General features: G+C 65.0%; 24 protein-coding genes. 14 read left to right on the top strand and 10 right to left on the bottom strand.

What is annotated here, in order from left to right:
- Positions 1–15: 15 nt before the first annotated feature.
- The 4 genes from ASE39_RS08330 to ASE39_RS08315 are packed head-to-tail and all read left to right on the top strand — an operon-like array spanning position 16 to position 4932.
- Positions 16–1629 (top strand): ABC transporter substrate-binding protein, encoded by a 1614-nt coding sequence (locus ASE39_RS08330; RefSeq protein WP_057270856.1) that lies wholly within the window; start codon positions 16–18, stop codon positions 1627–1629.
- Positions 1626–2594 (top strand): ABC transporter permease, encoded by a 969-nt coding sequence (locus tag ASE39_RS08325; protein ID WP_057270825.1) that lies wholly within the window; start codon positions 1626–1628, stop codon positions 2592–2594. The genes ASE39_RS08330 and ASE39_RS08325 overlap by 4 nt, the downstream gene beginning before the upstream one ends.
- A complete protein-coding gene (locus ASE39_RS08320; RefSeq protein ID WP_057270824.1) occupies positions 2591–3499 on the top strand; it encodes an ABC transporter permease in 909 nt (302 codons plus the stop codon). The genes ASE39_RS08325 and ASE39_RS08320 overlap by 4 nt, the downstream gene beginning before the upstream one ends.
- Complete coding sequence (locus tag ASE39_RS08315) at positions 3496–4932, top strand: ATP-binding cassette domain-containing protein (protein WP_057270823.1); 1437 nt, start codon at positions 3496–3498, stop codon at positions 4930–4932. Before ASE39_RS08320 ends, ASE39_RS08315 begins: the two co-directional genes overlap by 4 nt.
- A gap of 34 nt (positions 4933–4966) precedes the next feature.
- Here ASE39_RS08315 and ASE39_RS08310 read toward each other — a convergent pair whose 3' ends face one another.
- From ASE39_RS08310 to icd, 4 genes are all read right to left on the bottom strand, one after another.
- Complete coding sequence (locus tag ASE39_RS08310; RefSeq protein WP_057270822.1) at positions 4967–8617, bottom strand: EAL domain-containing protein; 3651 nt, start codon at positions 8615–8617, stop codon at positions 4967–4969.
- A 1-nt stretch (position 8618) separates the two neighbouring features.
- Entirely contained in the window at positions 8619–9032 is a 414-nt protein-coding gene (locus ASE39_RS08305) for a response regulator (protein ID WP_057270821.1), read from the bottom strand.
- Complete coding sequence (locus ASE39_RS08300) at positions 9029–10879, bottom strand: PAS domain S-box protein (RefSeq protein WP_057270820.1); 1851 nt, start codon at positions 10877–10879, stop codon at positions 9029–9031. The genes ASE39_RS08305 and ASE39_RS08300 overlap by 4 nt, the downstream gene beginning before the upstream one ends.
- Before the next feature lie 279 nt (positions 10880–11158).
- Positions 11159–12418, bottom strand: coding sequence for an NADP-dependent isocitrate dehydrogenase (gene icd / locus ASE39_RS08295; RefSeq protein WP_057270819.1), 1260 nt, complete (start codon positions 12416–12418; stop codon positions 11159–11161).
- A 193-nt stretch (positions 12419–12611) separates the two neighbouring features.
- Here icd and ASE39_RS08290 point away from each other — a divergent pair, with 193 nt between their 5' ends.
- Together ASE39_RS08290 and ASE39_RS08285 are read left to right on the top strand one after the other, a co-directional pair.
- A complete protein-coding gene (locus ASE39_RS08290; RefSeq protein WP_010459080.1) occupies positions 12612–12830 on the top strand; it encodes a hypothetical protein in 219 nt (72 codons plus the stop codon).
- A gap of 172 nt (positions 12831–13002) precedes the next feature.
- On the top strand, positions 13003–13533 hold the full coding sequence (locus ASE39_RS08285; RefSeq protein ID WP_057224626.1) for a DUF192 domain-containing protein: 531 nt from the start codon (positions 13003–13005) through the stop codon (positions 13531–13533).
- A gap of 180 nt (positions 13534–13713) precedes the next feature.
- Here ASE39_RS08285 and ASE39_RS08280 read toward each other — a convergent pair whose 3' ends face one another.
- Both ASE39_RS08280 and xseA read right to left on the bottom strand, forming a co-directional pair.
- Entirely contained in the window at positions 13714–14295 is a 582-nt protein-coding gene (locus tag ASE39_RS08280) for a Fe-Mn family superoxide dismutase (protein ID WP_010458819.1), read from the bottom strand.
- Positions 14296–14497: 202 nt separating this feature from the next.
- Positions 14498–15823, bottom strand: a complete 1326-nt coding sequence (xseA, locus tag ASE39_RS08275) for an exodeoxyribonuclease VII large subunit (protein WP_057270818.1) — start codon at positions 15821–15823, stop codon at positions 14498–14500.
- 352 nt (positions 15824–16175) lie between these two features.
- On the opposite strand from xseA, the gene ASE39_RS08270 reads away from it, so the two are divergent.
- From ASE39_RS08270 to adk, 6 genes are all read left to right on the top strand, one after another.
- A complete protein-coding gene (locus ASE39_RS08270; protein WP_010458816.1) occupies positions 16176–16823 on the top strand; it encodes a MotA/TolQ/ExbB proton channel family protein in 648 nt (215 codons plus the stop codon).
- 5 nt (positions 16824–16828) lie between these two features.
- A complete protein-coding gene (locus tag ASE39_RS08265; RefSeq protein ID WP_010458814.1) occupies positions 16829–17263 on the top strand; it encodes a biopolymer transporter ExbD in 435 nt (144 codons plus the stop codon).
- A gap of 6 nt (positions 17264–17269) precedes the next feature.
- Entirely contained in the window at positions 17270–18334 is a 1065-nt protein-coding gene (lpxK, locus tag ASE39_RS08260; RefSeq protein ID WP_242421384.1) for a tetraacyldisaccharide 4'-kinase, read from the top strand.
- A gap of 70 nt (positions 18335–18404) precedes the next feature.
- Positions 18405–18587 carry a Trm112 family protein gene (locus ASE39_RS08255; RefSeq protein ID WP_010458810.1) on the top strand — a complete coding sequence of 61 codons (183 nt, stop codon included), beginning with the start codon at positions 18405–18407 and terminating at the stop codon, positions 18585–18587.
- Positions 18584–19423 carry a 3-deoxy-manno-octulosonate cytidylyltransferase gene (kdsB, locus tag ASE39_RS08250; RefSeq protein ID WP_082615364.1) on the top strand — a complete coding sequence of 280 codons (840 nt, stop codon included), beginning with the start codon at positions 18584–18586 and terminating at the stop codon, positions 19421–19423. Before ASE39_RS08255 ends, kdsB begins: the two co-directional genes overlap by 4 nt.
- Positions 19424–19649: 226 nt before the next feature.
- Entirely contained in the window at positions 19650–20306 is a 657-nt protein-coding gene (adk, locus tag ASE39_RS08245) for an adenylate kinase (RefSeq protein ID WP_010458805.1), read from the top strand.
- 119 nt (positions 20307–20425) lie between these two features.
- Here the strand turns inward: adk and ASE39_RS08240 are convergent, their stop codons facing one another.
- The 3 genes from ASE39_RS08240 to ASE39_RS08230 are packed head-to-tail and all read right to left on the bottom strand — an operon-like array spanning position 20426 to position 22288.
- Positions 20426–20899 (bottom strand): DUF6152 family protein, encoded by a 474-nt coding sequence (locus tag ASE39_RS08240; protein ID WP_057270816.1) that lies wholly within the window; start codon positions 20897–20899, stop codon positions 20426–20428.
- Between the two features lie 23 nt (positions 20900–20922).
- Complete coding sequence (locus tag ASE39_RS08235) at positions 20923–21345, bottom strand: hypothetical protein (protein WP_010458801.1); 423 nt, start codon at positions 21343–21345, stop codon at positions 20923–20925.
- Between the two features lie 16 nt (positions 21346–21361).
- Positions 21362–22288 carry an asparaginase gene (locus ASE39_RS08230; RefSeq protein ID WP_082615363.1) on the bottom strand — a complete coding sequence of 309 codons (927 nt, stop codon included), beginning with the start codon at positions 22286–22288 and terminating at the stop codon, positions 21362–21364.
- Positions 22289–22401: 113 nt separating this feature from the next.
- Here ASE39_RS08230 and lexA point away from each other — a divergent pair, with 113 nt between their 5' ends.
- A complete protein-coding gene (gene lexA, locus ASE39_RS08225; RefSeq protein WP_010458797.1) occupies positions 22402–23076 on the top strand; it encodes a transcriptional repressor LexA in 675 nt (224 codons plus the stop codon).
- A 401-nt stretch (positions 23077–23477) separates the two neighbouring features.
- Here lexA and ASE39_RS26755 read toward each other — a convergent pair whose 3' ends face one another.
- On the bottom strand, positions 23478–23672 hold the full coding sequence (locus ASE39_RS26755) for a hypothetical protein (RefSeq protein ID WP_158004244.1): 195 nt from the start codon (positions 23670–23672) through the stop codon (positions 23478–23480).
- 375 nt (positions 23673–24047) lie between these two features.
- On the opposite strand from ASE39_RS26755, the gene ASE39_RS08220 reads away from it, so the two are divergent.
- Complete coding sequence (locus ASE39_RS08220; RefSeq protein ID WP_010458796.1) at positions 24048–25055, top strand: D-2-hydroxyacid dehydrogenase family protein; 1008 nt, start codon at positions 24048–24050, stop codon at positions 25053–25055.
- The last annotated feature ends 195 nt before the right edge of the window (positions 25056–25250 follow it).

Raw genomic sequence — 25250 nt, 5'->3', positions numbered from 1 at the left:
GTGTCGGTGACCTGCATGACAACACACTCCTCCGCCCCCAAACCCCTGACCCGCCGCCGTGCCTTGCAGGCCCCCGTGGCCGCGCTGGCGGCGGGCACCCTGCCTGCGGCCTGGGCGCAGGGCACGCCACCCGCCTCCACCCCCGCACCGCTGCAAATCGTCGGCCCGTGGGAGATCAGCGGCCTGGCGCCCGCCAGCAGTGGCTATGTGTTCACGCGCCTGCAGGTCACCGAAACCCTGCTGGATGCTGCAGACGACGGCCAGCCACGGCCCGCGCTGGCGCAGCGCTGGCGCCGGTCGGCGGACGGGCTGGTGTGGCAGTTTGAGCTGCGGGCCGGGGCACGTTTTCATGACGGCACACCTGTGACGGCTGCCGCCGTGGTGCGCAGCCTGCAGGCCGCGCAGGTGGCGCCCGCACTGCTGAGCCAGGCGCCCGTTGAGTCCATCACCGCGCCCGACGAGGGCACGGTGCTCATCCGCCTGCAACGCCCCCACACCGCCCTGCCCGCGCTGCTGGCGCATTCCAGCACCATGGTGCTGGCCCCGGCCAGCTATGGGGCTGACGGCAAGGTGCGCAGCGTCATTGGCAGCGGCCCCTACCGCATTGCGGTGCTGGTGCCGCCGCAGCAGGTCGAGATGGTGGTGTTTGATGCCTACGACGGCCCGCGCCCCGCGATTGCCGCCGTGCGCTACCTGGCTGCCAGCCGCGCCGAAACCCGCGCGCTGATGGCGGAGAGTGGTCAGGCCGACCTGGCCTATGGGCTGGACCCGGCCAGCCTGCGGCGGCTGCAGCGCCATGCCCAAAACCCTGCTCTGGCGCGCCGCACCGCAGTGCGCATTGCATCGGTCACGTTGCCGCGCACCGTCATCGTCAAGCTCAATGCGGGCCTGCCCGCGCTGCGCGATGTGCGCGTGCGCCAGGCGCTGAGCCTGGCCATCGACCGCGCGGGCATTGCGCTGGCGCTGATGGGCGACGAGGCGCTGGCCGCCACGCAGCTGCTGCCGCCCACGCTGGGCGCGTGGCACAACCCGCACCTGCCCCCGCTGCAGCATGACCCCGAAGCCGCCGCGCGCCTGCTGCTGGCCGCTGGCTGGCAGCGCCACAGCGACGGCCTGCGCGATGCACAGGGCCAGCCGCTGCACCTGGTGATCCGCACCTTTGTGGACCGGCCCGAGCTGCCGCTGATTGCCACCGCCTTGCAGGAGCAGTGGCGGCTGGCGGGCATGGCGGTGAAGGTGAGCATCGGCAACTCGGGCGACGTGCCCCGGGGCCACCGCGACGGCAGCCTGCAACTGGCGCTGGCGGCACGCAACTACGCCAACGTGCCCGACCCCACAGGCACGCTGGCGGGCGACTTTGCCGCCCAGGGCGGCGACTGGGGCGCCATGGGCTGGCACAGCGACACCGTGGTGCAGGCCCTGCAAGAGCTGACGCGCACCCAGACGCCGCCCGAGCGCACGCGCGCGCTGCGGCAAACCATCACGCACACCCTGCAAGCGGAGCTGCCCGTGATCCCCGTGGCGTGGTACCGCCAGCATGTGGCCGTGGCCCCCCGGCTGGCGGGCGTCACGCTGGACCCGCTGGAGCGTTCTTACCGCCTGACCAGCATGGAGTGGAACAACCCATGAACCCCTTGATGTCAAAACCCTGGGCCGCCCTGCTCGGCCGCAGGCTGGTGCAGGTGCTGGCCGTGTCGCTGCTGATCGGCACGCTGTGCTTTTTGATGGTGCGTGCCCTGCCGGGCGACCTGGCCATGCGCGTGGCGGCGGGCCGCTATGGCTATGACCTGGTGAGCAACGCCGCCGCCGACGCGGTGCGTGCGGAGCTGGGGCTGGACCGCCCCGGCTGGCTGGCGCTGCTGCACTGGTGGCGCGACATGGCCACCTTCAACCTGGGGCAGTCGCTGGTGTCGCAGCGCTCGGTGTGGCACGAGGTGGCGCACCACCTGGGCGCCACGCTGCGCCTGTCGGCCGCCGCGCTGGCCGTTGCCTTTGCCGTGGGTGTGCCGCTGGGCGTGTGGGCCGGGCTGCGGCCCCAGGGCTGGGTGGACAAGGCCAGCTGGCTGATGGCCGTGGTGCTGCGCGCGCTGCCGCCGTTTTTGCTGTCGGTGCTGCTCATCCTGCTGGTGGCGGTGCAGTGGGGCTTTTTGCCTGCGGGCGGTGACGAGAGCCAGGCCAGCCTGGTGCTACCCGCGCTCACGCTGGGGCTGGGCCTGGCCGCCGGGCTGGCGCGCGTGACCCGCGCTGCGATGCTGGAGGTGGTGGTGTCGCCCTTTTTTGAGTTTGCGCGCACCAAGGGCCTGAGCGACTGGCAGGCACTGGTGCGCCACGGCCTGCGCAATGCCGCCGTGCCGGTGACGGCCTACCTGGGCGTACAGGCGCTGTTCTTGGTGGAAGGCGCGCTGGTGGTGGAGACGCTGTTTGCCTGGCCCGGTATCGGCCACGCGCTGGTGCACGCCGTGTTCGGGCGCGACATCCCGGTGGTGCAGGGCACGGCGTTGTGCATGGGTGTGCTGTTTGTAGTCTTTAACTTGTTGGTGGATACAGCGTGTTTGGCGCTGGACCCCCGGCATACCCAGAAGGTGGCGAAATGAGCAGCCCCCCTGAGTCGCTGCGCGCCATCCCCCAAGAGGGGGGACGCACCCCGGTGGCCTGGCAAAGCCAGTTCCACGGGGGCGCTGAGGCAGAGCCTTCTGTCCCCCCGCGTCCTTTCCGCTGGCCTGTTCGCACCGTGCTGGGCATTACCTTGCTCGGCCTGCTGGCGCTGTTTGCCCTGCTCGGCCCCTGGCTGGTGGGCGCCAGCCCGGTGGTGCAAGACCTGCGCAACACCCTGGCGCCCCCCAGCACCCAGCACTGGCTGGGCACCGATGTGCTGGGCCGCTCGGCACTGGCGCGGCTGGCGCATGCGGCGCAGCTGTCGCTGGGCATGGCGCTGCTGGCGGCCGTGAGCGCAGCAGTGCCCGGCACGCTGCTGGGCATTGCCGCCGCGTGGCGCGGTGGGCGCACCGAGCGGGCGCTGCTCGTGCTGTCGGACTCGGTGCTCGCCATCCCCGGCCTGCTGCTGGTGCTGCTGATCGCGGCCCTGGCGCCTGGAGCGCTGTGGGCGCTGTATGCGGGCCTGTCGGCTGCGCTGTGGGTGGAATACTTCCGCGTGAGCCGCGCGGTGGCCCGGCCCGTGCTGGCGGGCGACGCGGTGCAGGCATCGCGCCTGCTGGGTTTTGGGCGCGGCTATGTGCTGCGCCGCCACCTGCTGCCCGCGCTGGCACCCACGCTGGGCACGCTGCTGGCCTTCACCACATCGCAAGCCGTGCTGGCGCTGGCCGCGCTGGGTTTTGTGGGTGTGGGCATGCAGCCGCCCACGCCCGAGCTGGGCCTGATGATGACCGAGGCCATGCCCTACTACGAAGAAGCCCCGTGGCTCATTGCCGCCCCCACCGCCCTGCTGGTGTGGTTGGTGGCCGCGATGATGCTGCTCAACCCCGACCGGGAGACCGCATGACCACGCCTTTGAAATCCGACGCCCTGCTGGTCGTGGAGGGGCTGGGCATCCAGGTCGGCGGCAAGCGGCTGCTGCGCGACATCGGCTTCAGCCTGCGGCCGGGCGAGGCGCTCACGCTGGTGGGTGAAAGCGGCGCGGGCAAGTCGTTGCTGGCCCAGGCCATCATGGGCAACCTGCCGCCTGCGCTGCAGGCCACGGGCCAGATCACGCTGGATGGCACCACCACCCGCGCCCAGGACGCCGCCGCGCGCCGCGCCCTGTGGGGCCGCAAGCTGGCGCTGCTGCCGCAGGAGCCCTCGCTGGCGCTCAACCCGCTGGCCCGCGTGGCACCGCAGCTGGCCGAGGTGTACCGCCTGCTGCACCAGCAGTCCCCCAGCGCCGCCAGCGCCAAGGCCGAACAGGTGCTTGGCGCTGCGGGTCTGGGCGGCGCGGGCAGCCACTATCCCTGGCAACTGTCGGGCGGCATGGCCCAGCGCGCCGTGGCCGCCATCACCCTGGCCGGGGGCGCGCCGGTGCTGATGGTGGACGAGCCCACCAAAGGGCTGGACGCGCATTGGCGCGGCCGCATGGTGGCGCTGTTCCAGGGCGTGCTGAAGGCGGGCGGCTGCCTGCTCACCATCACCCACGACATGCAGGTGGCGCAGGCGCTGGGCGGCCAAGTCATTGTGCTGCGCCACGGGCAAGCGGTGGAGCAAGGCGATGTCCACACCGTGGCGGCAGCGCCGCAGCACGCCTTTACCCGCCAGCTGATGGATGCCGACCCCGCCCGCTGGCTGCCGTTCGCGCCGCCCCTGATCGGCGAGCCCGTGGTGAAGGCGTGCGGCATCTCCAAGGCCTATGGCGCGCAGAAGCTTTTTGCGCCCATGGATCTGAGTATCCGCAACTGCGAACGCATCGCCGTGCAGGGCCCCAGCGGCACAGGCAAAAGCACGCTGGGCAATGTGCTGCTGGGCCTGATCTCCCCCGACACCGGCCATGTGGAGCGCAGCGCGCAGCTGCGCCCCCACGCGTTTCAAAAGCTCTACCAGGACCCTGTCAGCTCCTTTGCGCCGCACATCAGCCTGGCCCAGTCGCTGCGCGATGCCGCCCGGCTGCACCGCTGCGACTGGAAGGCGGTGCAGCAGCGCCTGGCGCAGCTGCGTGTGCCCGAGGATTTGTTGGCACGCAAGCCAGAGCAGGTGTCCGGCGGCGAGTTGCAGCGCATTGCGCTGGCGCGGGTGCTGGTGGCCCAGCCGGCCTTGCTGTTTGCCGACGAGCCCACGTCACGGCTGGACCCGATCACCCAACACGAGTCGCTGAAAGTGCTGCTCGATGCGGTGCAGGAAACCGGGGCCGCTTTGGTGCTGGTGACCCATGACGAACATATCGCAGGGGCCATCTCGACGCGAACCCTCCACTTCGCAGCGGCGGCCCCCCATCCGCTGGGGCCGTAGCGGCAAGGAAAGTCAGTGGGGCCGCCGGCCAGGTTCACGTCCCAGAATGTGCCGCCCGGCCCTGCGCCAGAGGGAGAAGAAAACGGGCCTCAAACACCTCTGCGGCTACCGGCTTGCTGAGCAGGTAGCCCTGGATCTCGTCGCAACCCAGCAGTCCAAGCCGGCGTCGCTGGTCGTCCGTCTCGACCCCTTCGGCAACCACCTTGAGTCCCAGCGACTGGCCCATGCTGATGATGGCCGAGACCAAGGCCTGGCCCTGCTGGCCCGTGTCCATCCCCAGGATGAAAGAGCGGTCGATCTTGAGGGTGTCAGCCGGTAGCGTGGCCAGGTAGCTTAGTGATGAGAACCCGGTGCCAAAGTCATCGATGGCGATCGTGATGCCCATCTCACGCAGGGCGTGCAGGCTGCGGCGGCAGTGCTCCACGTCCTCCATCACCATGCTTTCGGTGATTTCCAGCTCCAACCCCGCCCCTGCGGCCGGGTCAAAGGCCAGCGCCTCGCGCACCTCAGCCACAAAGCTGCGGTGGCGCAGCTGCAGGAACGACACATTGACCGCCACACGCAGCGGTGCATGGCCGGACTGCCGCCAGCGCTGGTTGTCTGCCAGCGCCTGCTGAAGCGCCCAGCGGCCTACGTCGTAGATGAGGCCCGTTTCCTCCAGGATGGGAATGAAAAGCCCGGGTGGCACCAAGCCACGCTCGGGGTCGTTCCAGCGGATGAGGGCCTCGGCACCTGTCACCACGCCACTGGCCAGACACTGCTTGGGCTGGTAGTGCAGAACAAACTGTTCCCGCTCCAGGGCCTCGCGCAGGCGGCCTTCCATGCCCAGAGCCTCGGCCACCCGGGTGTTCATCTCGGAGGTGTAGAACAGCAGGCTGTCTGCCGAGGCCTTGGCCTTGTTGACAGCCGCCTCCGCGTTGCGCAGCAGCGTTTCGGCATCCGTGCCATCCATGGGGTACAAGGCAACACCCGCCTTGGCGGCCATGCGCAGCTCGGTGGCGCCCAGGGCAAAGGGCGTGTCAAAACAGGCGCGCAAGAGATGATCCACCGCCAGTGCCACCGACCCTGCATCGCGCGCATCGGTCACCGCGATGCCGTAGCTGTTGATGCCAATGCGCGCCACGTCATATACATCCCCTGCGGCGTGCTGCAGCCGCTGCGCCACTTGCCGGAGCAGTTCGTCACCCATCTGACGCCCCAGCGTGTCATTGACGAAGCGGAAACGGCTGATGTCCATCAGCGCGATACCCAGCAAAGACCGGGGGCCATCGCGCGGGCGCAAGTGCTGGCCGGTGCGTTCCAGAAAAAGGGTGCGGTTGGGCAGCCCGGTGATCTCATCGTAGTAGGCCAGATAGCTCAGCCGGTCTTCCTTGTCGAGGTGATCCAGTGCAAAACCGATGTCTCCGGCCAGCTCGGTCAGCAGCTTCATCTCGGTCTCGTCGAAGAAGCCCACCTCTTCGGAAAACAGCGCCAGCACCCCCACCACCTCGCGCGCAACCAACAAGGGCAGCATGGCCAGCGATGCCACCCCGCTCTGCGCCAGCAGGTCTGGAAAGAGAATTCTCGGGTCGCCCGCCACGTCGTCGCAAACGGCGGGAAGCCCCGTGCGCACCACCTGCGCGCTCAGGCTCTCGCCCGGAGTGGGCTGCGCGTGAAGCCGCAGGCGGTCCCGGATGTGCGACAGGAAATCCTCTCCAGCCCCGGACAGCGCCACGGGAACCAGTTGTTGGCTGGGCAGGTCCACCCTGCCCAGCCACGCGATCTTGAACTGCCCCTCCTCCACCGCTATGCGGCACGCCTCGTGAAAGAGCTCGTCGCGCTTGCGCACCCGCACGATCAATGTATTGATGCCGCTGAGCATGGCGTACACGCGGTTGAGCCGCTTGATCTTGTGCTCGGCGTCCTTGCGCTCGGTGATGTCTTCACCCAGGGCGGCCACCCCCGTCACCTGTCCACCCGCCGACCGCAGCACGGTGTTGTTCCAGTGCACCAGCCTGCGCTCGCCAGAACGGGTGAGGATTTCGTTGTCGTAGTGCCAGGCCGAGGGTCGATCCGCCAGCACATCGGCGAACACATCACGCACATCCGCCAGCTCCGGTGGCAGAAACAGCGAGAACCAGCTTTGCCCGAAGACCTCCTCGCGCCGCCACCCGGTCAGGCGCAACAGGTAGTCGTTGCAGTAGGTGATGCGACCTTCGCAATCGAGCATCAACGAGATCATCTCGACCTTGTCGAGCATGTCGTTGAAGCGCCGATCACTTTCGTGCAACTCTTCTTCGGCGCGTTTTTCCTTGGTGACGTCCTGGATGGTGTTGAACCAGCGGCTTTGTTCACCACGGCCTGCCTCGTCTTCGAGGGGCTCCATCACCTGCCGCAAGTGCAGCAGTTCGCCATCTGCGCGCAGCACTCGGTAGGTGAAATCCAGGCGAGCCCCCTGGTGCGCGGCCTGCAGCGCATGTTGGCGGAACATGTCGCGGTCTTGCGGGTGCACCAGCGCCAGCCAATCACGCGCGGATTTTGGCATGGCCTCTTCGGCCAGCCCCAGCATGTCTGGCAGCGTGTCCAGCCAGCTTTCAAAAGCGCCATCGGGTCCGCTGATCACATGGGTGATCTTGGCCAGTGCCTGCGCCCTTCGCAGGCTGGCCTTGTTGGCGCGCAGCGCGTCCATGGCACGCTGGCGCTCGAACACTTCCACCTGCAGTTGTTCGGCGTGTTTCTGGATCTCGATGTACAGGCTGCCGTTTTCGTAGATGCGGCCGACCTGGGCCCCCAGGATGGCCAGGACTTTTTCGTCGTCGGCACTGAACGCATCCTCGCCCTGCTTGTTGGCCAGGCAGATCCAGCCATAGGAAAACGAGAGCGAGGTGATGGGCGCAATCAACCCCGTATGCAGTGGCGGGTAGCCCGCAGGCAGGCCGATCTCGCTCGGGTCTCCGCTTTCATTGGCCAGGCGCTGCGAGCGGCGTGCGGCACGCAACTGCCCCAGAAGGCCATGCGAAACCACCGGCAGGTTCAGCGGCCCAGTCAGCGCGGGCTCGATGCCACTGGTGCAGGTAATGGAGGTATCGCCCTGCTTGCGCACCACACCCAGCACCGCATACTGCGCCCCCACCAGCTCGCGTGCGCCACGGCACACATTGGCCAGCAGCACCTGCGGGTCCCGCTCGGAGGCCAGCTGCAGGTTCAGATCGGTCAACGCCGCCAGGCGCCGGTTCATGGCTTCCAGCTCGGCGATGTTGCCCGTGAGCTTGTCTGTCATGAGTTGCAGGTGCAGCGTCTGAAAACTGTGCTCCAGCGGATGGAAGGGCTGCGGCGGCACCTGCGACAAGGCCTGTTCAATGGCAGAGATGATGTCCTGCGGCTCGCAGGGCTTGACCAGCACCTGCGTCACCCCGCAGGCCAGTGCCAGGTTGCGGGCCTCCTGCTCTCGGTAGTGTGCGCTGTAGAAGATCACCTGCGTTGCGGCCAATTGTTGGTCGGCCCGCAGCTGGCGCACAAATTCGTAGCCGTCCATCGTCGGCATCAGGATGTCGGAGATCACCAGATCGGGATGCTCGGCACGCACGAGGGCCAGCGCCTCCGCACCGTCTGAGGCCTCCAGGGCCTGGTGGCCGCTGTGCCCGATGAGCGTGACCACCAGCGCACGGTTGGCCGGAAGGTCATCGACAACAAGGATCTTGGCCATGCTACCCCGGGGACCAAGGTGAGGCCGTGCCCGGCGGCGCACAGGACGACGAGCCCAGAAACGCCTCGACCTGGCTCACGAAGGTTTCTGGCGTGATGGGCTTGGACAGGTGCTCGTCAAAACCGACTTCAAGCGCCTTCTCGCGGTCGCCCGGCATGGAAAAAGCGGTCACCGCCACCAACGGCACCACACGCCATGTGGGGTGCGAGCGCAGGCTTTGTGCCACCTCATACCCATTCATCACAGGCATTTGCAGATCGCACAAGATCAGGTCAGGCCCTTCGGCCAGCGCCAGCCCCAGGCCCAGCGCACCGTTTTCGGCCAGCAGCACGCGGTGTCCTGCGTTTTCGAGCAGGTAGGTGACGAGCAGCCGACTCGCGTCATCGTCTTCGATGACCAGGATCGTGGCTTTCATGCACTGGCCTCCTGAAATTTCACCGTGAAGGTGCTGCCCTGCCCCTCGGTGCTTTCCAAGCCCACGCTTCCCCCCAGGGCCTCGGCAAGCTTGCGGCTCAGGTGCAGCCCGAGGCCGGTGCCTTCGTGGTGGCGCCGGTCGGCGCTTTCGCCCCTGGAGAAGGCCTCGAAGAGCCGCGATTGCTCCTGCAAGGGAATGCCGGGCCCGGTATCGCGCACCGACACCTGCACGGTGCGCCCTTGGGACGCGGGAGTTTCCTCCAGCACCACGTCGACACGCCCCTGCGGAGTGAACTTGATGGCATTGCCCACCAGATTGATCAGTATCTGGCTGAAAGCCCGGCGGTCGGTGTGCAACTGCACCGCCTGGGCGGGGGCCTGTACGTTGAACACCAGCCCCTTGCGCACGGCCTCCGGCTCCAGCGTGGCGGCGACCTCTACCACGATGCCACGGCAATCGAGCGCCTCAACGTGGAGCGACACCTTGTTGGCGCTGAGCTTGGCCACATCGAGCAAGTCGTTGATGAGCGAGAGCAGGTGCCGCGCCCCCGTCTGCACGATGCGCAACTGCTTGTCCTGCTCAGGGTTGAGCGGCCCAGGCAACTGCATCAGCAAGGTGCCCGTGAAACCGATGATGGCGTTGAGCGGGGTTCGCAGTTCGTGGGACATGCTGGCCAGAAAGCGGTCTTTGACCAAGGCCGCATTTTCAAGCTCCAGGTTCTTGTCGCGCAAGGCCCGTTCGATCCGTTTGCGCTCGGTCACATCACGGATCGCGCTGGAGACAAACAGGCCTTCTTCCGTCTCCAGCGGGCTCAGGCTGATCTCGACCGGAAACTCGGAACCATCCTTGCGCAGGCCATACAGATCAAGGCCAGCGCCCATCGAGCGAGAGCGTGGTTCCGCAAAAAAACGGTGGCGATGTTCGGGGTGCCGGCCGCTGAAGCGCTCGGGCACCAGCAACTCGATCTTCTGGCCCAGGAGTTCGTCGCGGCTCCAGCCAAACAGTTTCACGGCCTGCGAATTGACCAGCACAATGCGGCCCTCCCGGTCGACGATGACCATCGCGTCCGGCGCGGCTTCCAGCAGGTCCTTGAACTTCTGGTCGGCCCGCTTGCGGTCGGTGATGTCGCGGATGGCACTCATCACCATCGCGCCTTCTTCGGTGTGGATCGGGCTCAGGCTGATCTCCACCGGAAATTCCCCACCGTCCTTGCGCAGGCCAAACAACTCCAGCCCCGCCCCCATGGTGCGGGTGCGCGGTGCTCCGAAGAAACCGCTGCGGTGCCCCAGGTGTGCACCCCGGTAGCGGTGAGGCAACAGCACCTCCACCGCCTGCCCCAGCAATTCGGCCCTTTCGTAGCCAAACACGCGCTCGGCCTGGGAGTTCACCAGGACGATGCGGCCCGTCACGTTGACCATCACGATCGCGTCGGGGGTGGATTCAAGCAGGTCACGAAACCGCGCCTCGAGCAGCTTGGCCTCGCGCTGGACCTTGAGCTGGGTGACATCCTTCTTGCTCGACAGAAAGTACAGCAGTTGGCCAGCCTCGTCGTACACAGCCTTGGTGGACACGTTGACGTGCACCAGCGAACCATCCTTGCGGCGGCGCACCGACTCGTGCACGGTGGTCAAACCACGCAGGGCCTCCGCGCGGATGTCCGCTTCCTCATGGGACCGGTCCTCGGGAACAATAAGATCAATGAGGGGTCTGCCCTGCGCTTCTGCAACCGCATAGCCAAAGATCGCTTCGGCAGCGGGGTTCCAGTTGAGCACCGTGCCCTCGGGCGACAGCACCAGCAGCGCATCGGGGTTTTGCTCCCAATATGCGGCAGAAAAATCAGACGCCATGCAGCCCTCCCTGTAGGGACCACCCCCACCTGCATCCCTTTGTAGTGTGTGCGTGCGGATGCAAGCCCCTGCCATCACCAGCCCTGGTCCATGGCTGGCCTCATATTAGGCGGGAAGTCTCCAGATTGCCAACATTCAAATGCCAAGGAGACCCCCTGGCGGCAACGCCAGGGTCGGCACGGCTGCGGGGCCTGCTGCGCATCGGCATGGCCATAAAAAAAGTCCCTGTTCCGCCATGGGAACAGGGGCTTTGTGGGATGCGCAAGCGTTGGTGCAGGCTTACATGTTGTCGATCATTACTTGGCCAAAACCCGAGCAGCTCACCTGGGTGGCGCCGTCCATGAGGCGGGCGAAGTCGTAGGTCACCTTCTTGGAGGCAATCGACTTCTCCAGCGAACTGATGATCAAGTTGGCCGCTTCAATCCAGCCCATGTGGCGCAGCATCATTTCGGCAGAGAGAATCTCGGAGCCGGGGTTCACGTAGTCCTTGCCTGCGTACTTCGGGGCCGTGCCATGTGTGGCTTCAAAACAGGCCACGGAGTCAGACATGTTGGCGCCAGGCGCAATGCCGATACCTCCCACTTGCGCTGCGAGCGCATCAGAGATGTAGTCGCCATTGAGGTTGAGCGTGGCCACCACCGAGTATTCGGCGGGACGCAGCAGGATCTGCTGCAGGAAGGCATCGGCGATGCTGTCCTTGATGGTGATTTCCTTGCCGGTCTTGGGATTCTTCAAGCGGCACCATGGGCCGCCGTCAATCAGTTCAGCGCCAAATTCCTTCTGCGCCAGCGCGTAGGCCCAATCGCGGAAGCCACCTTCGGTGTACTTCATGATGTTGCCCTTGTGCACGATGGTCACGCTGGGCTTGTCGTTGTCGATGGCGTACTGGATGGCCTTGCGCACCAGGCGCTCCGTGCCCTCGATGGAAACAGGCTTGACGCCGATGCCCGAGGTGTTGGGAAAACGGATTTTCTTCACGCCCATTTCATCCTGCAGGAACTTGATGAGCTTCCTGGCCTTGTCGGATTCGGCTTCGAACTCGATGCCGGCGTAGATGTCTTCCGAGTTCTCGCGGAAGATCACCATGTTGGTCTTCTCGGGCTCCTTGAGCGGCGATGGCACGCCCTTGAAATACTGCACGGGGCGCAGGCAGACATACAGATCCAGCTCCTGGCGCAAGGCGACGTTGAGCGAGCGGATGCCGCCGCCCACGGGCGTGGTCAGCGGGCCCTTGATCGACACCACATACTCACGCAGCACCTGCAGGGTCTCTTCCGGCAGCCAGACATCGGGGCCATAGACCTTGGTCGATTTCTCGCCCGCATAGACCTCCATCCAACGGATCTTTTTCTTGCCGCCATAGGCCTTGGCCACGGCGGCATCCACCACCTTGATCATCACAGGCGTTATGTCCAGGCCGGTGCCGTCGCCTTCGATGAAGGGGATGATGGGCTCGTCCGGCACATTCAGGGACATGTCGGCATTGACGGTGATTTTCTGGCCTTCAGCAGGCACCAAAATGTGCTGGTAGGTGGTCATGGGTGAGATGTCTCCTGTGTGCGCCAAAACGGATTCGGCAGATACGGCAAAGCAGTGTGGTTTCGAACCATTCTAATGACAAAAATTTTCGCCCAAGCCCCTGTCAACGCACCGCGCGCTGCTATCGTTGCGAGTGGAGCCGTACGGTTTTCGTGCGGCCCTCAACCCTTCGTTCACACTGGAAACGGCATATATGAAAAAACTCCTCGCTGTCCTCGTGGCCGGTCTGTTCACCGCTGGTGCTTTTGCACAGGCGCCTGCAGCCGCTCCTGCCCCCGCCACTGCACCCGCAGCCGCCCCCATGGCTGCCCAGGCTCCTGCACCGGTAGCCAAGACCAAGGCAACCAAGACCGCCAAGAAGAAGACCACCAAAAAGGTCGCCAAGAAAAAGACGGCCCACAAAGCCGCCTGAACCCGGGAACAGAGACCTGGTTGAGGCCTCCAACCTCCTCCCAGGTCCCCGTTGATTCAAAATCGCCCGCAGCTGCGGGCTTTTTTATGGGCAGGGCCGCGCTGCGAACTTTCCGCCCGCCATGCAATCAGCCCATCGTGTTCGTATCCGTGTTGATCAGAAAGCCTCTCCCATGACCGCCTTTCGCGCCGCCCCGCCCCCCACCACCGGGACCACACGCCTCGAGCGTCTGGACTGCCTTGCCCGCCGCGCCACCTGCGCCCTGGGTTTGGCCATGCTGGCCGGACTCACGCTGCCCGCAGTGGCCACGGCCCAGGAAGGGCCACAACTGAACCTGCAGCGGATCGAACTCACCGCAGGCATGCACCGCATCGACGCCCAGGTGGCCCAGGCACCCCAGGAGCGCCAGACTGGCCTGATGTTTCGCAAGGAGATGCCACAGCACGAGGGCATGCTGTTCGTGTTCGAGCAAGCTTCGCAGCAGTGCTTCTGGATGAAAAACACGCTGCTCCCGCTCACGGCCGCTTTCGTGGCGGATGACGGCACCATCGTGAACCTGGAGGACATGAAGCCCCAGACGCTGGACTCGCACTGTTCCACCAAGCCCGTGCGCTACGTGCTGGAGATGAACCAGGGCTGGTTTGCCAAGAAGGGCATCAAGGCCGGCACCAAGCTCGCAGGCGCGCCGTTCATCCGCAAATAACAGGGCCAAGCCGGGCCTTGTTTGCTATATTTTTAATAGCAATTACCGCTTGATAATCAAGCGCTAGCAGCCCATGGGGCTTGAAAATCGATTGAAAAATCGAACCTCCCAACAAAAAACGGCCCGAGGGCCGTTTTTTGTTGGTTCGCCAGCTGGTTCACCCAGCGGGCCCGCCGTGCATCAGGCGAAGTTGGCTTCCGCAAACTTCCAGTTCACCAGGCTTGAGAGGAAGGTCTCGACGAACTTGGGGCGCATGTTGCGGTAGTCGATGTAGTACGCGTGTTCCCACACGTCCACGGTCAGCAACGCCTTGTCGGCGGTGGTCAGCGGCGTGCCGGCGGCGCCGGTGTTGACGATGTCCACGCTGCCGTCAGCCTTCTTCACCAGCCAGGTCCAGCCCGAACCGAAGTTGCCCACGGCGCTCTTCACAAACGCTTCCTTGAAGGCGGCGTAGCTGCCCCACTTGGCGTTGATGGCCGCAGCCAGCGCGCCGGATGGCTCACCGCCACCTTGGGGAGCCATGCAGTTCCAGAAGAACGTGTGGTTCCAGATCTGGGCCGCGTTGTTGTAGATGCCGCCGCTCGACTTCTTGACGATCTCTTCGAGCGTCATGGCTTCGAACTCAGTGCCCTTTTGCAGGTTGTTCAGGTTCACCACGTACGCGTTGTGGTGCTTGCCGTGGTGGTACTCCAGAGTCTCCTGGCTGTAGTTCGGCGCCAGGGCATCGATGGCGTAGGGCAGCGGGGGAAGGGTATGTTCCATGGTGGTGTTTCCTTGTGGTTTGAAATTCCGGGATGCCATCTGCAACGCTTTCTTTCCTGAGCAATGCAGTCGGACACAGCGCGAAGGGGGCATTGTAGGAACATCAGCAGACCTGTGCAGCGTGAGGCCACCCAGATCCGGCCCGCAGCACCACAAACCGCCGCTGTCCTACAGCCACAGCCCACCCGACGGCATCAAGACATCACAGCAGGCGCGGCTGGGCCACCGTCATGTCCACCACGCCGTCGGCCAGTGTTGCGCGCAGGGCATCGCCAGGGTGGGCCTGGCGCACGCTGGTCACGGCCTGGCCCTCGGTGTCGGTCAGCAGGGCATAGCCGCGCTGCAGCACCAGGCGCGGGTCCAGCAGATCCAGCCGCAGGGCCGCACGGTCCAGCCGCTCGGTCTGCTGCACCAGGCGCCGCTGCATTTTTTGAGGCAAATCGGCCTCCAGCGCTTGCTGTGATTGCGCAAGCCGCTGCAGTTTTAATAGCACTCCGTGGCGCATGCGCTGGGCCAGGCGCGCCAGCTGCATTTGCTCGCGGGCCACCAGGCCCGACGGGCGACCCAGCCGCGCCGCGGCCTGGTCCAGCCGCTGGTGCCGTGCGTCGAGCTGGCGCTGCACACCATCGCCGATGCGTCCAGCCAGAAGCCCCAGCGCACCCAGCCACACGTCGCGGGGCTGGGCCACCAGCTCGGCGGCGGCGGTGGGCGTGGGCGCGCGCAGGTCGGCGCAGAAGTCGGCGATGGTGAAGTCGGTTTCGTGCCCCACGCCAGACACCAGCGGCACCGGGCTTTGCACGATGGTGCGGGCCAGTTGCTCGTCATTGAAGGCCCAGAGGTCCTCGATGGAACCGCCCCCCCGCACCAGCAGGATCACGTCGATCGGCGGATTTTTGACCAAATCAGCCCCTGGCGCTTGTCCAGCTTGCGCGAGCAGATACACTTTTGATAGCGCAGCCACCAGCGCAGCAGGCGCTGCAGCCCCCTGCACTTGCGCAGGCACCAGCACCACCGGAATGTGGGGCACGCGCCGGCGCAGCGCGGTGACCACATCGTGCAGGGCCGCCGCCCCGGTGGAAGTGACCAGGCCAATGCCACGCGGCTGCAAAGGCAACGGGCGCTTTCGGGCGTTGTCAAAAAGTCCTTCAGCGTCCAGTTGGGCCTTCAGGCGCAGAAACTGCTCAAACAGCGCGCCCTGCCCGGCCCGCTGCATGCTTTCCACAATGAACTGAAGATCGCCGCGCGCTTCGTACACCCCCAGACGCCCCCGCACTTCCACCAATTCGCCATCGCGCGGCGAAAAGTCAAGCAGGCCGGCGGCACGGCGAAACATGGCGCAGCGCAATTGGCCGTTGGCGTCCTTGACCGAAAAGTAGCAATGCCCGCTGGATGCGCGCGAGAAGCCCGTGATCTCGCCGCGCACCGCGACAGGATTGAAGCGCGCTTCCAGAGCATCAGCAATGGCGCGGCACAGCGCGCCAACCTCCCACACACGGGGCGCCACTGCTGGGCCTGGGCGCTCAGACATTAGAAACGGCGGGCGTTTGCGCCCCATTGGAAGCCGGAGTACTCCACAGAATCAGGCCAGCGGAGGGACTCGACATCGACACGTTACAAATGGGCTGCAAAACACGAGCGCACGTGCAAGTTATTGATTTATATGGTTTTTTCACTGCACAATTTTTCATCAATCTGTTGCAAGCACGGCGGGACGCCACTTTGCGGGGTTGCAGAACCGGGTTGCCCACAAAGTTATCCACAGTTTTTGTGGGTGAGCAGACGGGGCAGTGGCGCGCACAGCAACGTAACGGTTTGTGACGAGGCGGGCCCTGCAAGCTGGGCCATAATCGCCGATTGCTTTCATCTGCGCGGAGAGAGATTTGCTGTCCATCATACAAGCCGCAGGCTGGCCCATCTGGCCCCTGATTGCGTGTTCCATCCTGGGAATGGCGCTGGTTTTCGAACGCTTTGTGGCCCTCAAAACGGCCCGTGTCGCCCCCCCAAAACTGCTCGATGAAGCGATCACGGTCTCATCCAAGGCCGTACCCACTCCCGACGTCGTGAACCAGCTGGCGCAAAACTCCGCCCTGGGCGAGGTGCTGGCCAGTGGCCTGCGTACGCTCAACAGCAACCCCCAGTGCAGCGAGACCGACCTGCGCGCCGCCATGGAAGGCGCCGGGCGCGCCGTGGCCCACCGGCTGGAGAAGTACCTGGCGGCCCTGGCCACCATCGCCTCGGCCGCGCCGCTGCTGGGCCTGTTGGGCACGGTGATCGGCATGATCGAGATCTTCGGCTCCCAATCCGGCAGCGGTGGCGTGGGCCAGGCCATGGGTGGCGGCAATCCGGCCCAGCTGGCACATGGCATTTCGGTGGCGCTGTACAACACGGCGTTCGGACTGATCGTGGCCATTCCGGCGCTGATCTTCTGGCGCTACTTCCGCGCCCGCGTGGATGCTTACCTGCTCACCCTGGAATTGGCGTCAGAACAATTCGTCCGCCACATCCTGCGTCTGCGCAAAGCCAAATAAGCTCCATGAACTTCCGCCCCCGCGCCAAGGAAGAGCCGGAGATCAACCTGATCCCGTTCATCGACGTGCTGCTGGTGATCCTCATCTTTCTGATGCTGACCACCACCTACAGCAAGTTCACCGAGCTGCAGCTCACGCTGCCCGTGGCCGATGCCGAGCAGCAGCGCGACCACCCGAAGGAAGTCATCGTGTCCGTGGCCGCCGACGGGCGCTATGCCGTCAACAAGGCGGGGGTGGACGGCAAGAGCGTGGATGCGATTGCGCAGGCCTTGCGCAGCGCCGCCAGCGCGGGCCCGGGCAGCGTGGTCATCATCAGTGCCGATGCGATGGCGCCGCATCAGTCCGTGGTTTCGGTGATGGAGGCCGCGCGCCGCGTGGGCCTCACGCAGATCACGTTTGCCACGCAGTCGTCGGCCGCGGCGCGCAGCACCAGCCGCTGACACGGCATGGCTGCCCCCGGGCCGCAGCCGCCCTCACCCTCTTCGTCAGCCGCAGCACGCCACACCGTTCTACCCCAGGCCACGGGGTTGCAAAAAACCTGGCAAACGCGCGGCCCGGTCGCTTTGGCACTGTGGCCGGTCTCGCTGGTGTACCGAACATTGGTAAGCATCCGACGCGCTCTTTATCGCATGGGCATGCTGAAGGCGGAACACCCAGGCCGCCCCGTCATCGTCGTGGGCAATGTGATTGCCGGAGGCGCTGGAAAAACCCCCGTGGTCATTGCCCTTGTCCAGCACCTGCAAGGCCTGGGCCTGCGCCCCGGCGTGGTTTCGCGCGGCTATGGCCGCAGCACCACCGACTGCCGCGCGGTAGCGCCCGACAGCCCGGCCCGCGAGGTGGGCGATGAACCCGCCCTCATCGCGCGCAGCTGTGGCGTGCCCGTGTTTGTTGCGCCCCACCGCATCACCGCCGCCCGCGCCCTGCGGGCGGCTTACCCGGACACCGACGTGATCGTGTGCGACGACGGCCTGCAACACCTGGCCTTGTCACGCGACCTGGAGGTCTGCATCTTCAACGAACAGGGCGTGGGCAACGGCTTCCTGCTGCCGGCGGGGCCCCTGCGCGAGCCCTGGCCTCGCGCGGTGGATTTTGTGCTGCATGCAGGGGGTCTGCCGCCTGGAAACGACCCCGCCCATGCCTACGGCCTCAAGCGCCGCCTGGCCTCCTACGCCCTGCGTGTAGACGGCACCCGGGTACCGCTGTCTGACCTGCACGGCCAGCCGCTGCATGCCGTGGCGGCCGTGGCACGCCCCGAAGTATTCTTTGCCATGCTGCAGTCCGAGGCACTGCAACTGGCACACACGGAGGCCTTGCCAGATCACTACGATTTTGATAGCTGGAACCGCAATTCTGACAAGCGCTACACGCTTGTTTGCACAGAAAAAGATGCCGTCAAGCTCTGGCGGTACCATCCGGACGCACTGGCCGTGCCCCTGCAATTGCAGATTGAACCGGCCTTTTTTGCGGCGCTGGATGTGCGCCTGCAGGCCTTGGGCGTCCGCAGGCATTGACGATTCACCGCCCGGGCCGCCGCTATCATCCCAGCCTGCCCGAACGAACCTCCTGGAAAGCGCTGTCACCATGGATCCCAAACTGCTTGAACTGCTGGTCTGCCCCGTCACCAAAGGCCCGCTGACTTACGACCGCGATGCCCAGGAACTGGTCTCCCGCAGCGCCCGCCTGGCCTATCCGGTGCGGGACGGCATCCCGGTGTTGCTCGAAAACGAAGCCCGCACGCTCACCGACGAGGAACTGGAGCAGTGAGCAGCGCAGGCGCAGCCCCCATCGCTCCAGGCGTTGCGGCGGCGGGCAGCCACTTCACGGTGCTGATCCCGGCCCGCATGGCATCCAGCCGCCTGCCTGACAAACCCCTGGCCGATATCGCGGGCCTGCCCATGGTGGTGCGGGTGGCCCAGCGTGCCGCCCAGAGCGCGGCAGCCCGCGTGGTGGTGGCCGCCGATGACCCCCGCATCCTGCAGGCATGCGCCGCCCATGGCGTGCAAGCGATACTGACCCGCGCTGACCACCCCAGCGGCAGCGACCGCCTGGCCGAGGCCTGCACACAACTGGGCCTGGACGGGGACGACGTGGTCGTCAACGTGCAAGGCGATGAACCCCTGATGGATCCCGGCCTCATCAACGCCGTCGCGGCCTTGCTGCCTGCCCGCGCCGAGGCCAGCATGGGCACCGCAGCCCACGCCATTGCATCCCTGGCCGACTACACCAACCCCAATGTGGTGAAAGTGGTGCTCGACGCGCGCGGCCTGGCGCACTACTTCAGCCGGGCGCCCATCCCTTTTGCGCGTGATCATGTCGGTTCGCCCTGGTGGCAAGGCGCTGCACACGCGGCGGCACCCGGCGTGGCGGCCCTAGTGGGATTTGCGCCCTTGCGGCATGTGGGCATCTACAGCTATCGCGCAGGCTTCCTTCGGGAATTTCCGACCCTGGCTCCCGCCCCCACCGAGGCGGTGGAAGCGCTGGAGCAACTGCGCGCGCTGTGGCACGGCCACCGCATTGCGGTGCACCTGGCAGAAACCGCCCCGGGCCCGGGTGTGGACACGCCCGAAGACCTGGAACGGGTGCGCGGCCTTTTTCGCTGAGGTGGCGCCCGGCTGCGTGTGATGCACCTGCCAGCTCCATGCAGCGGCTCTCCACGCCGCGGCACCCTCGCCAAAACCGGTGCAGGGTGTAAGTCAGCGCAAGGAGTCGCATGCTATCCTCGCCCGCAACGAGAGCACCGCATCCCGGGCGCACAGAACGGCTTCAGGCGCCCTTCGAACGTCCCCGCCAGCGGCGCCAACCGATTTCTAACCTTCGAGGACTTTCATGAGACTGATTCTGTTGGGCGCGCCTGGCGCCGGAAAGGGCACGCAAGCCACATTCATCTGCCAGAAGTACGGCATCCCGCAAATCTCCACCGGCGACATGCTGCGCGCCGCCGTCAAGGCTGGCACGCCTCTGGGCCTGCAAGCCAAGGCCGTGATGGATTCGGGTGCCCTGGTCAGTGACGACATCATCATCGGTCTTGTGAAGGAACGCATCACGCAGCCCGACTGCGCACAGGGTTTCCTGTTCGACGGTTTTCCGCGCACCATTCCCCAGGCAGACGCCATGAAGGCAGCGGGCGTCAAGCTCGACTACGTGCTCGAAATCGATGTGCCTTTTGACGCCATCATCGAACGCATGAGCGGCCGCCGATCGCACCCTGCCAGCGGCCGCACCTACCACGTCAAGTTCAACCCACCCAAGGTGGAAGGCAAGGACGACGTGACGGGCGAAGAACTGATCCAGCGCGAGGACGACAAGGAAGAAACCGTCAAGAAGCGCCTGCAGGTCTACAGCGACCAAACACGCCCGCTGGTGGACTACTACAGCAACTGGGCCAAGGCCGAGCCTGAGGTTGCACCCAAGTACCGCGCCATCAGCGGCACGGGCAGCGTAGACGAAATCACGGCACGCGCGCTGCAGGCACTCGCCAGCTGACGCGTGGGGCACACGCCCCCGAAACCAGCGACGCCCAGGCACCCCGGGCGTCGCTTTTTTTATGCGGCGAAGACAACCGTTTCAGAGCTTCCATCTGGAAGCCAGGCCATCCTGGTTATTCAGGCTGGGCTGGAGCGCAATCCGTAGGTCTTGCCATCCACAAACAGGTACTCCGCCCGCAGCACCGCATCGCCCTTCTCTTCACGCAGGGTAAAGCCCACCACCGATACCGCCGCGCCGGTTTTGATCTCCTGCACCTGCCAGGCCTGCATGCGGGTCAGGGGCGCCAGTTCGACCTCCCAGCGGCGGTCCTTGCGGTTGGGCAACACCGCCTTGGCCAGCAGGGCCTTGCCGTCCACGGGGGAGGTCTGGGCCGGCACCACGCGCTGGGCCAGATCCGCAGGCAGCTTCAGTTCGGCAGGTATCTCCAGTTCCAGCTCGGCATGCGGGTTTTGCCAGCGCACCTTGAGGACCTTACCTTCCAGATAGATGGGACGCTCAGGGTCAAAACTGCTCCAACCGTGGTGGGCGTGCACCCCCAGCGGAACGGCGGAGGCGGCCAGGAGCACGTGGCGGCGTTGCAGGTGGGTCATCGATTCTCCCCTTGTCGTGTCGATCAGAGATAGGCAATCCAGCGGCCACAGACCACCACAGCCAGCCAGATCATGGTGGAACCCAGCATCTGCACCCGGGCCAGACCGTCCAGGCGCGCCAGCGAACCCCGCCCATGGAACCACGCGGCGTTGCAGCCTGCAAGCATTAACAGCAGCATCTTCAAGGTGAATGCGCGGCTGGCGAGCAGTTCGGCAGGCTGCGTGGCAAACATCAAGAGGCCCGACGCAGCCACCAGTCCAAAACCACACAACGCCAGCGACAGGCTGAGCCGCGCAAGGTCCTTGACGGGCAATGCCGCCCCGAGACCAAACACCCGCAGCTCCAGCAAGACCAGATTGCCCAGCAGCAAGGCAATGCCCACGATGTGCACCACCTCCAGCGCCGGGTAGGCCCACGCATGGGTCTTGAGGGCAGCAAAAAACATCGGGCGGCCTTGTTTTTCAGTGCAGCAGTTCCAGCATCAGCGAGATCCTGGCTTTCAAGGGCGAGAGTCCTCTGGAGTCGGGCAACGCATCCCCCGGCTTGGGCAGCACCTGCCCCTCGGGGCAGCGTGTGGACCGCACCACCCGCACACCCACATCCTGTGCACGCAGCAACGCGCCCTCCAGAGCGTGATGGATGGTGCCATTGCCCGTACAGGCCACCACCAGCCCCTGGACCCCATCACGCACCAGCGCATCCACCATGGCGCCCGATGCGCCAGCGTGGCTGACGAGCACTTCCACGCGGGGCCAGGCAAAGGAGGATGCTCTATTTTTAATAGCATTAAATGCAGATTTACCAAGCGCTGGCGGCCAATCCTGCACCAGGCGGGGAATCCCCTCCTCCACCCAGCCCAAAGGGCCAGCCTCGCCCGAGTTGAACGCATGCACCCGGTAGGGGTGCACCTTCTGAACCTGCCGCGCCCCATGGATTTCCCCAGCGGCCACCACCAGCACACTCCGTGCACCGGGTGTAACCGCCACGGCAACAGCATCCAGAAGATTCTGCGGGCCGTCGGGCGTGAGCGCTGTCGCTGGGCGCATGGCGCAGGTCAGCACCACGGGTTTCGCCCGGGTATCCAGCACTTCGTGCAGGAACCAAGCCGTCTCCTCCAGGGTGTCGGTTCCGTGGGTAATGACTACACCACGCACCTCCGGATCTTCCAGGTGGTGTGCGCAGCGCAGCGCCAGCGCATGCCACACCTGGCCATCCATGTCCTTGCTGTCGATCTGGGCCACCTGCTCCGCCACCAGCCCGCCCTGCGCCGCCTGTTGCAATCCGGGAACGGCCGCAAGCAGTTGCTCAACGCCCACCTGTGCAGCGGTGTAACCAATGTTGTCACCAGCCTGCGCGGATGTGCCCGCAATGGTTCCCCCGGTGCCCAAAACTACAATTTTTTGCCCACTCACTTGCGTACTCCGAAAAACTGGTGAAAAATACAGTTACTGGATTAAAAAACAGTTGTCCTTCACTGTAGCCGCCTCCACCGGAAACCACCATGCTCGACAACCCGAAACTCACCGCCCGCCAGCAACAGATTCTGGATCTCATCCAGACGGCCATTGCACGCACTGGTGCGCCTCCCACCCGCGCAGAAATCGCGGCCGAACTGGGGTTCAAGTCGGCCAATGCGGCCGAAGAGCATCTGCAGGCATTGGCACGCAAGGGCGTGATCGAACTGGTCAGCGGCACATCCCGTGGCATCCGTCTGCGCAGCGACACGGTGCGCTCCATCAATGCAGCACGTGGCAGCCAGTTCAACCTACCCATTCCCGGGCTTTCACAGCTGGTTCTGCCTTTGGTGGGACGCGTGGCGGCGGGCTCGCCCATTCTCGCGCAGGAACACGTTGACCAGACCTACAGTGTGGAAAACAGCCTTTTCCATCACAAGCCCGATTACCTGCTCAAAGTGCGCGGCATGTCCATGCGCGATGCCGGCATCATGGATGGCGACCTGCTGGCCGTGCAGTCCACCCGTGAAGCCCGCAACGGCCAGATCATCGTGGCCCGCCTGGGAGACGACGTGACGGTCAAGCGCCTGCGTCGCACCGCCACGGCCATCGAATTGCTGCCCGAAAACCCAGATTACCCGGTCATCGTGGTGCAGCCTGGCGAACCGTTCGAGATCGAAGGTCTCGCGGTCGGACTCATCCGCAACACCATGCTGATGTAGCCACAGCGCTCCATCACATTCATTCCCTAGTTAGCTGCCGCACTGCAGGTGGCGGGCGTTTGGTGTACCGGTAAAACAGGTACGCCAGCCCTGCGGTGCCGGTTCGATTTGCAATCCTGCCTATGTCCAACCCCCGACCTTCGGAGTTTTCACATGGGAATTGCCTTGACCACCTTTTCTGCACTCTCCACCCCACTGCGCTCACTGACCCGCTGGCTCCATCACGCAAGCCCTCTCAAAATGCAGTCTGCGGCAGACTCATCCACAGCCGATGCCCATCCCGAAGATGCGGCCCGGGGCAGCAGCCACAGTGATGCAGGCACCCGCAAGCCCCACCAACGCCCCGCGGGCATCCCGCACCAGCGCCCGCTGCGTGGCAATTGGCCTTTTACGGTCAATCCTCAGACACCGCCCACCGAAGCCCCAACTCGACTGGCAACCACCAGCGGCGGAGTGTTCACGTCTTCGCCTGCGACCACCCGCAACCCCTGTGGATCACCGTGGTCGGCAGAAGGCTCTGCCAGCAGGACGGCCAAGGTCCTGCGCCGAGCCCCAGCATCGGGCGGCTCGGGCCGGCTGGTGATCGCTGGCCGCATGGCGGATGTGTGCGCTGAGTTGGACCGAATGGCCGCATCAGAGGCAGCGCTGCAAACCTGTTGAGGCGGCGCCATCTCTCACAACGAGCCATTGATGCCCTCTCATTTCGGGGCCTTCCTTAATGGTTTTAAGCAAAATAGCTCGAGGCGCAGCCACCGCACTCCCCGTCGCATCCCGCCGCATGTGGGCTACTCCGTTGCCCCTGCCAGCATCAGGGACCTGTTTTCGACCTCCTTGAGGCCATGGGTGAACAAGAATACGCACTCGTTCTGGCAGGTGGTGCCAACACTCCGTCACGAAAAGTCCAACACCTTTGATGCGCAAGGAGGCCGCCCGGCGTGATGCAGGCCGCTTCACCAAGGCACAATGTCGGGATGAACATTGTGATTCTCGACGACTACCAGGACGCAGTCCGCAAGCTCCACTGCGCATCCCGGCTCGACGCGTACACCGCCAAGGTCTACACCAATACCGTCAAAGGACTGGGCCAGCTTTCGGTTCGCCTCAAGGACGCTGACATCATCGTTCTGGTGCGGGAGCGCACGCAGATCACCCGGCAACTGGTGGAAAAACTGCCCCGCCTCAAGCTCATCGCGCAAACCGGCAAGATCGGCAACCACATCGATGTGGCAGCCTGTACCGAGCGTGGCATAGCGGTGGCAGAAGGCGTAGGTTCCCCCGTAGCTCCCGCTGAGTTGACATGGGCCCTTGTCATGGCGGCAATGCGCAGGCTGCCACAGTACATCTCCAACCTCAAGCACGGCGCGTGGCAACAATCGGGATTGAAGACAGCTTCCATGCCCGCCAACTTTGGCCTTGGCAACGTGCTGCGTGGTAAAACGCTGGGGATCTGGGGGTATGGCCGCATTGGCCAACTGGTGGCGGGCTATGGACGTGCATTTGGAATGAACGTCCGCATTTGGGGACGCGAAGCCTCACGCGCCCAGGCCCTGACGGATGGCTACCAGGCTGCCACCACGCGCGAAGAGTTTTTCTCGCAATGCGATGTGATCTCGCTGCACCTTCGCTTGAACGATGAAACACGCAGCATCGTTTCTCTCGAAGATCTCTCATGCATGAAGCCCACCGCGCTTTTGGTCAACACCTCGCGGGCCGAGCTGATTGAACCCGACGCACTGATCGCAGCCTTGAACCGGGGTCGCCCCGGCATGGCCGCAGTCGATGTGTTCGAGAGCGAGCCCATCCTCCAGGGTCACGCCCTCCTCCGGCTGGAGAACTGCATTTGCACACCCCATATCGGCTATGTGGAGCAAGACAGCTACGAGCTTTACTTTGGTGCAGCGTTTGACAATGTGGTGAATTTCATCAAAGGCACCCCCACCAACATCGTGAATCCAGGTGCGTTGCAGGTAAGGCGTTGATACAAAGAAATCCCACTGGGCCATTCCGCCATGGGCAAAAAAACCTTGCAGGTGGTTGAGTTCGTCTCGGTTTCGCTTTGCGCTTTGGTGGCCCCCTCTCGTTCAGTCTGTTCTTCGATGAATTCCCGGTTCGGAGTGCTGCGCCAACAAACTGAATAGCTACAGACAAGTGACGCTTCCACAAGCAAAAAGGGC

Origin of the sequence: Acidovorax sp. Root267 (assembly GCF_001429215.1) — a bacterium.
GTDB classification, from domain to species: Bacteria; Pseudomonadota; Gammaproteobacteria; order Burkholderiales; family Burkholderiaceae_C; genus Acidovorax; species Acidovorax radicis.
Note: the sequence above shows the minus strand (reverse complement) of the source record. Positions and strands in the feature narration are given on the sequence as shown.